The organism is Cellulophaga omnivescoria (assembly GCF_001999725.1).
GTDB lineage: Bacteria > Bacteroidota > Bacteroidia > Flavobacteriales > Flavobacteriaceae > Cellulophaga > Cellulophaga omnivescoria.
Genome location: NZ_MDDP01000024.1, coordinates 97,104 through 108,704, shown reverse-complemented (window position 1 = coordinate 108,704; position 11,601 = coordinate 97,104). Strand labels below are relative to the sequence as shown.

Here is an 11,601-nt window from a genome sequence, read left to right as displayed (position 1 = left end):
TGTAGTGTTTTGTTTCGGGTTGGTTTATAGATTGTGTTTTGGTCAACTACATGTTGTGAATGAGTATGTTTATGGCGTGGTGTTATTCTAGGGGCGCGGCGGCCACCGACAGCTACACGCGGAAGGTCGTCGGCCGCGGCAGATGGGTATAAGAGACCGGCACGAGCGTGACGCTCGCGCTAGCGGGGCATCTAACTAAATTAAATCAGTTTCTTCTTTCTCAAAAATATGAAGAGTTCCACCTGCTGTTAACACAGCAATCATACTATCATTTACCTTAATTTTATCTATATGATACCAGTTATCTTCATTAGAAATTTTTTTGTAATATTTTTAGTCATCAATAAAAATTTTTTAAAAATTATTATTTGTAAATTCTATCACAGCATTTATCATTTTATTTTTTTGAAAGTTTGTGATATCATTCAAATCTGTACGGTTTAAGAGAGAGAGTTTACTTTATCTGCACCTAATTCTTCTATTGCTTTTCTTGTAGACAGTATATTTTTTAATTCCCAACGTTAGCGCAAGCATCTTGCTTGTGCTGTTAAACGCATCTAACTAAATTAAATTACTTTCTCTTTTTCAAAAATGTGCAACGTATAATCATAATCGTGAATAAAAAGCTTGTCTTTATAAAACTGAAAAGAAAATATACCAGTTTTAATACCTAAACTTTCTAAAGGAATAACTTTTTTAAAGTAAGCAGTTTCTTTATCAATACAAACTAAAGATAAGGTGCCAAATTTAGTATAAGCCCATAGCTCATTTTTAAATACGGTCAATTCTTCTATGCCATAAAGAGTTATTAATTTTTTTAGCTGATATTCTTCTTGAAATCTTATGGCATACTCAACTTTACCAGATGCAATAGCTATTTTAGTAAGACTTGTGTTAGATGCTGTGTATAAATATTCGCCAGAAATAACTCCCATTCTTTTAGCTATCTCACTATTAAGAGACCAAACTACTTTACCTGTTTCAATATTTAAGCATATAACAGATGTGCCTTTTAAAATTAGTAAAAGTTGATCTTTAATAATTATTTCATATAGTGTTGTATTCTCAATAGTATCACTCCAAGTAATAAAAGGGATATTTTCATATGATTTTTGCTTGTGATTTATAATTAAATCGATATCAAAAATGAATATTTTGTTGCCTTCATTGCCGTAAAATATTAGCTTTGAATCTGTAATCGCTTTAAAAATTAGCTCTTTGTAAAATGTAAACTCTTTTATAGTGCTTTCAATTTTGTCATATATAAGTAAATTATTTATTGAATTTATAATTATATATCCTTGATTTTCATATGTTAATGCGAATGAGAGTTTTTCCTCAATTTTTACTTTATTATTAGTTTTCAAATTTATTATTTCCGTATATCCATTTTTAAATGATATCAATAAATAATTTCCAGTAAATTTATACCTATGAATTTCGTTAAAATTTAAAATAGTTGAATCTCTTAAGTCTTTGCTTAAAGAAATAATTTTAGATTCTCCATTTACTTTACTATGGTAATAACATTTACTTTCTTCGGAAATTGAAATTTTTCCGGTTTTTTTTATTTTATTTATAAGCTTATATCCTAAATTTCTATCAAACATAAAGCCTATCTCTAATACTTAGCAGCTTTACCATTAGCAGCACTTTTTTTAATAAATGCTCTTATGTCTTGGTTAGCAGATTGTAAATCTTCTTTACGCAAGTACATCATATGTCCGCTTCTGTAGCCTTTAAAAGTAAACCTGTCTTTTAGTTTTCCGCTTGGGTCTGTTTGCCACATACTATATTTAGAGGTAAAGTAGGTTGTAGCACCATCATAATACCCTGTTTGGTACAATACTTTTAGGTATGGGTTTTCTGCCATTGCTTTGCGTAAACCTTCTCTAACATTATTGTTGCTATTATCCCAAGGGTGTACACTACCAAACATATTGTATTTAAGGTCTGTTTTAAAGTTTAAGTGTTCTCTAAGGTAAAAGTTAATTGCAGGTGTAAAAGAGTGTAACCAAGAGGTTAGCTCTGCATTATAGTCGGGCTTTGTACCAGCAGCCATCTTGTCTATACCTAAATATCTAGAGTCTAAACGGCCAATAGTATGTCCGCTTTTATTGCGTAGTAAATCTTTCCAGAAAAAAGAAGTAGGCACCATTAAATTATGGTCTAAAATTGCTTTTTTAGACATACCAGAGTAGTACGCCATTTTTTCTGCAACTTCTTGCTTCTCGGCATCTGTTATAAATCCGCCTCTAGCAATGGCAGGCATAAGCTTGTCTATGGTGTATTGTTCTACTTCTGGTAATACCTCTAACAAGTCTTTTTGTTGTAAAGCAGCAGGTAACATTTTATGGTGCCAAGCAGCAGCAGCATAATAAGGTAAGTTTATACCAGAAGATAAAGGTCCGTCTGCGTTGTATATTTTATAATCTGCTGGTGATACCATAATAACACCATTTAAATACATCCATTGTGACTCTTGCAGTTCTAATGCTAAACCAGATACGCGCGTACCACCATAACTTTCACCAATAATATATTTAGGAGATTGCCACCTGTTGTTACGTGTAACAAAAGTATTTACCCAAGCTGCCAAGTATTTAATATCTGCATTAATACCAAAAAACTGTTTGCGGTCTGGCATTTTTCCGTCTTTTTGTGCTACCATTCTAGAGTAACCTGTATTAACAGGGTTTACGTAAACAATATCTGCTACGTCTAAAATAGAATACGGATTGTCTTTAATACCATAAGGTTGCACAGGGTAACCCTCGTCATCAATATTTAAAATTTTAGGTCCAGTATAAGCAATGTGCATCCAAACCGATGCCGAGCCAGGACCACCATTAAAAGAGATTACCAATGGGCGTTCTTCTCCTTTACTAACATTTGTTCTTTTATAATAGGTATAAAACAAAGTTGCAACTATATTATCTTGTTTATCCCAAACAGGTTGTGTACCAGTAGTGGCAGAATAGGTAAGCTTAGTGTTGTTAATTGTAGCAGTGTGGTTTGTTACTACCGTAGTATCTACAGCAATTTTTAAATCTTGAGCTTTTGTTTGTGTAGTAAAACTAAATACCGCTATAACGGTAACGACTTTTAGGTAAGCTAATTTTTTCATTTTTAAGTTGTAGTTGAGTTCAGATCTAAAAGTATAGAATTACAATAAAGTATAAAAATGTATTCTCTTTTTAACTTTTTTTAAAGGGATAAAAATGCTGTTAACCCTAGATAATCTGCACGTTTTTGGGATGAAATTTTTTGACTACTTTTTTTTAAAATGATTTAAAGGCACTTTTCTGCAGTTCACCGTTTAAAATAGTGCGTTCATTTGATAATTTTAAAAAAGGGTTTTAAGGCGTGGTAACTTTGTCTCAGATTTAACCTACAAATGTTTATTACTATGTCAAAATTTAAATTTTTACCATTAGGACTTTTAGCTTTATTTATTACTATGACATCTTGTACTGCAGAGAGCATTGAGCAAGAAGATGCTATTTATGCACAGGTAGATACGTCTAGTGAATTAGAGAAAGAAGTAATAGAATTGGTAAATGAGTACAGAGCTTCTCAGGGCTTAAATACTTTAGAATATGGTAAAGTAGCATATGGTTATGCTGCACAGCATAATGATTATATGATTGAGGCTGGAAAAATTAGCCACGATAATTTTGATTTACGTGCATCTAATTTAGCAGTAGAGGCAAAAGCAGATTTTGTTTCAGAAAACTTAGCTAAAGATTTTAAAACAGCAAACGGTGTAGTTAAAGCTTGGATTAATAGTCCAACTCACAAAAAAGTAATGGAAGGAGATTTTACATACACAGCTATAAATATTAAAGCTGATGAAAATGGAAAATTATACTTTACACAGTTATATTATAAGTAAGATATTTTTAGGTTAAAATTATCTTTTTTAATAACACTTTTAAGACAATTTAGATTGTTTTAAAAGTGTTTTTTTTGTTACAGTATTTTACAAATAGTTAATTTTTAGTAAATTGAGTTATTTTTAAAAATTACTGCAAACGTTTGCGTAATCTTCAATTTCTTAAAATTTTATGTATTTCATCGAAATGGGGTGTATTTCATCGAGTAAATACAATAAGTGGAGAATACATATACGCAAGGTTACGTTATGATTGTACCAAATTGAAACTTAACCAAAAACTTACTAAATGAAATTAATTTTACCCCAAAAAATTAGACTCATTTTTGTAACACTATTACTCACTAGTATTACAAATCTTAAATCACAAACAAAAAATTACGCTACAACAATTCCTATACAAGATAGGGTAGATAATGCCAATAACGCTGTGGATGGCAATTTGTTAACCAAAGCAGACATTAATGCCGGTTCTGGTGTATTAGTTGGTATTGGCGCTTACTCTGGTTATTTAGAACTTCAGTACCCAAGTAACTTACCAGCAAATACTACAAGTTTCACCAAAATAGAAACTCAAGACGATTTATTGCCTAGTTTGTTAGGAGGTAGCTTAGGAGGCTTATTATCAGATATTACAGGTGTTTTACTTATTGGTAATCAAGAGTTTACTGTAAAAGCGCAAAACAATGCTGTTACAGTATTAGAAAAACAATCTACAGAAGCAAACGGATTCTCTACAGAAGATTTACGTGTTGTAGTAGATAAAGATAACGACTACTTTTTGGCTGTTACACCAGACCAAGAGTACAATAGAATACGTATTGAAAATAGTATAGGATCTCTAATAGGGCTAAACAATACCAGACAGTTAGGTGTGTATGAATCTTATTACACAACAGGAACAGGAGATTGCGGATTACCAAGTTACACTTCTTTTAGCGGTAATGGTATTTCTTTAGACTTACTAAATTTAGGAGGCGCAGGAGTAACAAATCCAAATTTTGCTATAGACGGTGATACATCTACCTACGCAGAGTTAGGCTTAGGAGTTTTAGATGTTGCTGCAAGTATAGAGCAAACCATTTATTTTGACACAGATTCTGGTACAGATGATGTAATATATGTGCGTTTGGCAGTAGATCCTTCTCTAGTTAGCTTAGGGTTACTAAATAATATTAATATTACAGCAAACAATGGAGTACAAGAAGTGTACTCATCTAACATATCTAGTTTATTATCTTTAGATTTATTAGGACTCTTGCAAAATGGTAATAGTACAGTAGTAGCGTTTAAGCCTAGTGCTTCTGTTAATAGAGTTACTCTTAGTTTAGCTTCTTTGTTAAACGTTGCAGTTAGTCAGCAAATTAGACTTTATGACATTTACAGAGCACCAGAACAACCAGTATTTACAGACTCATCTACAAATATTAGTATATGTAGTGGTTCTACAGCAGAAATAACTGCAACCGCAAGTGGCACAGCTGTAGAATTACGTTGGTATGATGCAGAAACTGGTGGTAATTTGTTAGCAACAACCAATTCTGGAGATACATTTACTACACCAGTTTTAAATACAAGTACCACTTATTATGTAGCTTCTGCATATGTAGGTTGTACAGAAGAGTCTCCAAGAGTAGAGGTTCCGGTAACTGTAATGGAAATACCTACTGCAGCAGATATTACTGTAATTGGTAATGAAAACCCTATTTGCTCACAAAGTAGTGTGGTATTAGTACCTTCTAGTGCTATAGATGCAACATACAATTGGTTTTTAGACAGTGCAGAAACAATGCCAATTACTAACGGTATGGTTGTAAACGGAGCAACATACAATATAGATGAAAACGGAGTTTTAACCATTACAGGCTTAACAGATGTTAATAGTCCGTATACCTACTTTGTAGGTAGTACAGATAATATTGCAGGTTGTAAAAATCTAGATGGCGATTTAAAACCTGTAGAAGTAACTATTGTAGATTCTGCAAGTACAGCAGTAGATGTAACTTTAGATACAGATATTAGCTTAGCTAACTTAATTACTATTTTTCAGGTAAACCCAACCACAGACATTACAGGTTCTGTAACAGGAGACGTTAATGTAGGAGATGAAGTTACTGTAGCTATAAATGGTACAACTTATACAGGTATATTAGACGCTAACTTAGATTTTAGTATTACAGTAGACGGTACAGATCTTTTATCAGATATAGATAATTTATTAGAGATTTTTATATCTGGCGGTTTGTGTAGCATTACAGATGATGTTACCGTAACTATACCAGAGTTTATACTAGATAATTTAAATCAGGTTTTTTGTGCATCAGATAATGCAACTTTATTAGATTTAGATGTAAACGGCAACAATGTTGTATTTTTTGATAGTCTTTTAGGTAGTGCTACAGTAGATGCTAATGCAGCTCTAACAGATGGTGGCACATACTATGTAGGACTTTTAGATGTTCCTTTATCTGTATTACCACGTGTACAAATAACGGTTTCAATTTTAGATACTCCTGCACCAACCACAACAAGCACTACACAAGTTTTTTGTGAGGCAAATAATCCGGTAGTTGGAGATATTCAGGTAAATGAAACCGCTGTTGTTTTTTATGATGCGGAAACCGGAGGCACAATGTTAGACCCTTCTACAGCTTTAGTTGATGGTGCAACATACTATGTTGCTAATACAGAAAACGGTTGTGAAAGTAGCACAAGATTAGCAATAACAACTAATATTGAAGAAGCAGAGCAAGCTACGCTTACAGGTATTTTTGAAGATGCTTGTTTAGAAGATAGTTATATGTATACTACAGAAACAGATAAGCAAAATTATGTGTGGACAGTTACAGGAGGTACAATTACAGATGGCGGTACAAGTACAGATAGTTTTGTTACTGTTACTTGGGACGATTTAGATAACACAGAAATTACAGTTACTTATGATAGCGCAAGTGGTTGCACCTCAGAAGAAGCTATATTAAGCGTAGGTGTTATTAGTTGTGGTGAGGTTTTAGGTGAAGAGTTTTGCTTGTTTGTTTATAACGAGTTTTCACCAAACAACGATGGTTATAACGATTTCTTTAAAGTACAGTGTTTAGAAGATTATAGTTCTAATACATTACAAGTATTTAACAGAAACGGAAACCAAGTTTTTGAAGCAGTTAATTATAGTAATAACTGGGATGGTGTAGCAAATGTTAATGGTGTTTTACGTAAAGGAGAACATTTACCGTCTGGTACATACTACTATATTCTTTCTATTCCAGAATTAAACAGAACATTAAAAGGCTGGCTACAATTAGCAAGATAAAACCAAACCTACACAACAACCCCAAAAGAATACCAAAATGATATTAACCAAAAATATAAAATATACATTACTGCTAGCGTTTAGCTTTTTAGGAATATATATATCTAGTGCACAACAGGCACCGCAGTATACACAATATATGCATAATACAATGGCACTTAACTCTGGTTACACTGGTACAAGTGGCAAGCTAGAGGCTACCTTTTTACATCGTTCCCAATGGGTAGGTTTAGAAGGCGCACCAAGTAACCAGTCTTTTTCCATACAAGGTAAGTTTGGAGAAAAAGTTGGTTTAGGACTAAGTGCAATTAATGATAAACTAGGGGCATCTAACAACATTACTGTAAATGGTAACTTTGCTTATGAACTGCCTTTAGGTTACGTAACCAAATTATCATTAGGTATAAACGCTGGTGTAGACATTTTAAACATAGATTGGTCTAAAGGATCTTATGAAGATAATCTGGATCCTGTTTTTAATGAAAATAATAAAGATGTACGTCCTGTTCTTGGAGTAGGAGCATTTATGTACGGTACAAAATGGTACGCAGGTGTATCTACCCAAAACCTTTTTAATTCATCTGTTTTAAAAGATAATGATGAGGTTGTTACAGACCGTAAAAGTCAGTACTACGTAATGGGTGGTTATGTGTTTGATTTGTCTGGTAACTTAAAATTTAAACCAACAGTTTTAACAAAACACGTATCTGGAGCACCAATAACTGTAGATGTATCTGGTAACTTTTTAATAAATGAAAAATTTAGCATAGGAGCAGCATACCGTTATGATGATGCCGTTAGTGCATTAGCAGGCTTTAACATAACAAAAGAGTTATTTGTTGGTTATGCGTATGATTATACGTTAACAGATTTAGGTGATTATAATAATGGTTCTCATGAAGTTATTTTAAAGTACAGTGTTTTTAATTCTAAAAAGAGAGCATTATCACCAAGATTCTTTTAAAAATATAGATATGAAAAAAAGTTTATTCATTTTAAGTATACTTTTTGCTTCATTATCTGTAGCACAAAGTAAAGAAGATAGAGCAGATGTATATTTTGAAGATTTTAAGTTTAGTGAAGCTATAAAATTATATTCAAGTGTAGCATCAGAAAAAAGAAAACCATCGTTACACGTTATACAACGTTTGGCAGATAGTTATTTTAATATAAACGATTACCAAAATGCAAAAAATTGGTATAGTAAGTTATATAGCATAAAAGGGAAAGAAGTAGGAGAGAGTAACTTGATAAAATTGGTACAAAGTTTAAAAGCTAGTATGCATATAGATAGGGCAGATGAACTTTTAAAAGAGTATTACACCAATCCTACCAAATTAAAAATGATTTTATTACAAAAGGCGTATTTAGATAGTATTTCTAAGACAAAACCAAAATACACTATTAAAAATATGCCTTTTAATAGCTCAAAGTCAGATTTTGCACCTGCTATGTACTCAAGAGGATTGGTATTTGCATCTGCCAGAGACACTGCTAAGTCTAATAAACTTTATCCTTGGAACAAACAACCGTATTTAGATTTGTATTTTACAAACCCTAAACAAGAAGATTTTGTGCCAGAAAAGTTTTTAGAAAATATGGAGTCTAGTTTTCATGACGCAACCATAGCAATTTCTAATAATGGAAGAACAGTATATTTTACGCGTAATTTTATTAAAAAAAATAAACTTAATGCCAATGCAGATGGGTTGTCTAATATGCAAATATTAAAGGGTACAATTGCAGATAATAAGTTGGTAAACGTCATGTCTTTAAGTTTTAATAGTAAAAAATATTCTTGTGGCCACCCAGCATTAAGTGCAGATGGGCAGCACTTGTATTTTACATCTAATATGGAAGGCGGTTATGGTTCTAGTGATATTTATGTTGTAGAGCTATCTGCATCTGGAGACGTAGTTGGTAAACCTGTTAATTTAGGGCCAACTATAAATACAAGGGGTAGAGAAATGTTTCCTTTTGTAGATAAGGATGAGTTGTATTTTTCATCAGACGGGCATTATGGTTTAGGCGGCTTAGATATTTTTGCGTCTAAAATACTACCAAATAGTGAGTACTCACTACCTTTAAATATGGGGAAACCTATAAACAGTAATATGGACGATTTTTCTTTTATTAGAGAAATGGCTTCAAACAGCGGCTACATAGCATCTAACCGGTATGGAGGTATGGGAGACGATGATGTTTATCATTTTGAAGGTGCAAAACCTATAAACTGTTTAGAGTATTCTGGCAATGTATATAATAAGCTAACCAAACAACCATTAGAGCGGGTATCAGTTGCTATTTATGATGAAGATGACAGGCTACTACAAAATAGTAAAACAGATGTTAATGGGTATTATAATTTTATTTTACCTTGCAACCAAACAAGTAAAATTGTATTTGCAAAGGATAAGTATTCTAAAAAAACAATAACAATAGAAACTCAAGAAAACCCAGAAGAACCATCATTAAATAATAAAGTATATTTAACACCTTTTGAGAGCTTAGTAGTTAAAGAAGATAATGTAGAAAAAATAAAAGTTGATCCTATTTATTTTGATTACGATAAGTATGATATTACGCCAAGAGCAGAAATAGAATTACAAAAAGTACTTTTTGTATTAAATGAATTTCCAAAAACTAAAATAAAAATAGAATCGCATACAGACTCTAGAGGTAAGGATGCTTATAACTTAGAGTTGTCGGACAACAGAGCAAAATCTACCCGAAGATATTTAGTATCTAAAGGAATAGATATAGACCGAATAGAAAGTGCCAATGGTTTTGGCGAATTAAAACTTAAAAATAAATGTAGCAACGGTGTAAAATGTTCAGAGCAAGAGCATTTAACAAACAGAAGGTCTGACTTTATAATTGTAGCTAAATAACAATACGACTAGTTTTCCCCAAATCTTGAACAAAAGCACCGTTTTTACGGTGCTTTTGTTTTTTGTTAAAGTATATTTAAAATACTGGCTTAATATTGCGTCATTAATTATTTTTAGGGTTAAAAATTAAGAAATATGAAAAAAGTTATAACATTAGTAATGAGTTTGTGTTTGGTTGTAGCGTTACACGCAAACACAACACCTTTAAATTCAGAGATTAAAGTAGGAACAGAACTTAAAATAGGAGCGGCATCATCTGGCACCTATCAGCATTTAGTTTTACCAAGAAAAAACTTTATTATTAAACGTGGTGGACTTGCAAATTACAAAAGCCTAAAAAACCTTAATGTTGTGGTTACTGCTGTAACTACCAACAAAAATGGTGATGTTGAGGTTACATTAAAACGTAAAAACAGTAAAAAGTTTTTTAATAGTCACCCAACAATAAAAGCAAATTATACTAAAGCAATAGCAGAAGAAGAGCTAATAAAGTAGTATAATATATAGTACACTGCCTAAATTATTGGTAAATTTGTATTGTTTTTTAATATTTATTAATAATTTAATTACACTTAATGAGGTTTAAGAGTCTGTTGTTTGTTTTTTATTTGTGTTTTGTAACCGCAACCGGACAAATATCAGATTTTGCTAGATTAGAATATAAGGTTTTACCAAGAGGAAACTCTAATTTTGGGTATAGCAGAGCGCGTGCAGCTGTTAATTACCCAATAGAACTTAAAAATAGCAATTACCTTTTATTGGGGTTAGATTATAGCAATATAGAAATGTCTTTTGACCCTGAAATTGCCAAGTTTAATAGAGATATTATTCAGGATTTTCAGATGTTAGAGTTTAACCTAGCTTATATTAAAAAACTAAAGAATGATTGGCGTTTGGGTGTGCGTTTTACACCCGGATTTAGCTCTAATTTAGGCAGTAAAATAACTTTTGAAGACGCTGTTTTTGCTGGTGACGTTGTTTTTATTAATGACAAAAGAGACGACACAACAATTGATAAGCCTTACCGATTAATTGTAGGAGTATCTTATTCTCAAAACAGAGGTATTTCTTTTCCTTTACCATTTATTAGTTATTACCGTAAATTTCACCCAAAATGGTCTTATAATTTAGGTGTGCCTAAGTCTAATATACAATACCATATCTCTAAAAAATCTAGGCTTAAGTTAGTAACAGAATTAGACGGTTTTACAGCCAACATACAAGAAGGCTTACCTGTTAATAACGAAGAAGATTTGGCAAAAAAAATAAACGTATCTCTTATTTTAGGTGGTTTACGCTACGAGTTTAAAATAAAAGAACACCTAGAACTTTTTTGTAATTTTTCTGGCGTTCTTATGGAAACAGCTGAGTTAAGAAATAAAGACAACGATAAGGTTTCTACTGTAGATAAAAAAAACACCATCTATTTTGGTACGGGAATACGCATAAAAAAATAGCTTAAGATATATCTTTAATTTATCCCTATAAACCGTGACAATTTTATT

At 32.1% G+C, this 11,601-nt stretch carries 8 protein-coding genes; 6 read left to right on the top strand and 2 right to left on the bottom strand.

The window, feature by feature from the left end:
• Positions 1 to 566: 566 nt before the first annotated feature.
• A complete protein-coding gene (locus BFJ87_RS11875) occupies positions 567 to 1,610 on the bottom strand; it encodes a hypothetical protein (RefSeq protein WP_077404715.1) in 1,044 nt (347 codons plus the stop codon).
• Between the two features lie 11 nt (positions 1,611 to 1,621).
• The gene (locus BFJ87_RS11870; protein ID WP_077404712.1) at positions 1,622 to 3,127 is read right to left on the bottom strand and encodes a S10 family peptidase; all 1,506 of its coding nucleotides are present in this window, start codon (positions 3,125 to 3,127) and stop codon (positions 1,622 to 1,624) included.
• Positions 3,128 to 3,409: 282 nt separating this feature from the next.
• On the opposite strand from BFJ87_RS11870, the gene BFJ87_RS11865 reads away from it, so the two are divergent.
• The 6 genes from BFJ87_RS11865 to BFJ87_RS11840 all read left to right on the top strand — a co-directional run bounded on the left by BFJ87_RS11865 (position 3,410) and on the right by BFJ87_RS11840 (position 11,553).
• The gene (locus BFJ87_RS11865) at positions 3,410 to 3,895 is read left to right on the top strand and encodes a CAP domain-containing protein (protein ID WP_077404709.1); all 486 of its coding nucleotides are present in this window, start codon (positions 3,410 to 3,412) and stop codon (positions 3,893 to 3,895) included.
• Between the two features lie 289 nt (positions 3,896 to 4,184).
• Positions 4,185 to 7,205: an Ig-like domain-containing protein gene (locus BFJ87_RS11860; RefSeq protein WP_077404706.1), complete on the top strand. Its 3,021-nt coding sequence runs from the start codon at positions 4,185 to 4,187 to the stop codon at positions 7,203 to 7,205.
• 37 nt (positions 7,206 to 7,242) lie between these two features.
• Complete coding sequence (locus BFJ87_RS11855) at positions 7,243 to 8,169, top strand: PorP/SprF family type IX secretion system membrane protein (protein ID WP_077404703.1); 927 nt, start codon at positions 7,243 to 7,245, stop codon at positions 8,167 to 8,169.
• Between the two features lie 10 nt (positions 8,170 to 8,179).
• Positions 8,180 to 10,096, top strand: coding sequence for an OmpA family protein (locus tag BFJ87_RS11850; RefSeq protein ID WP_077404721.1), 1,917 nt, complete (start codon positions 8,180 to 8,182; stop codon positions 10,094 to 10,096).
• A gap of 135 nt (positions 10,097 to 10,231) precedes the next feature.
• On the top strand, positions 10,232 to 10,591 hold the full coding sequence (locus BFJ87_RS11845; protein WP_077404700.1) for a hypothetical protein: 360 nt from the start codon (positions 10,232 to 10,234) through the stop codon (positions 10,589 to 10,591).
• 80 nt (positions 10,592 to 10,671) lie between these two features.
• Complete coding sequence (locus BFJ87_RS11840) at positions 10,672 to 11,553, top strand: DUF6268 family outer membrane beta-barrel protein (RefSeq protein ID WP_139344239.1); 882 nt, start codon at positions 10,672 to 10,674, stop codon at positions 11,551 to 11,553.
• Positions 11,554 to 11,601: the final 48 nt, after the last annotated feature.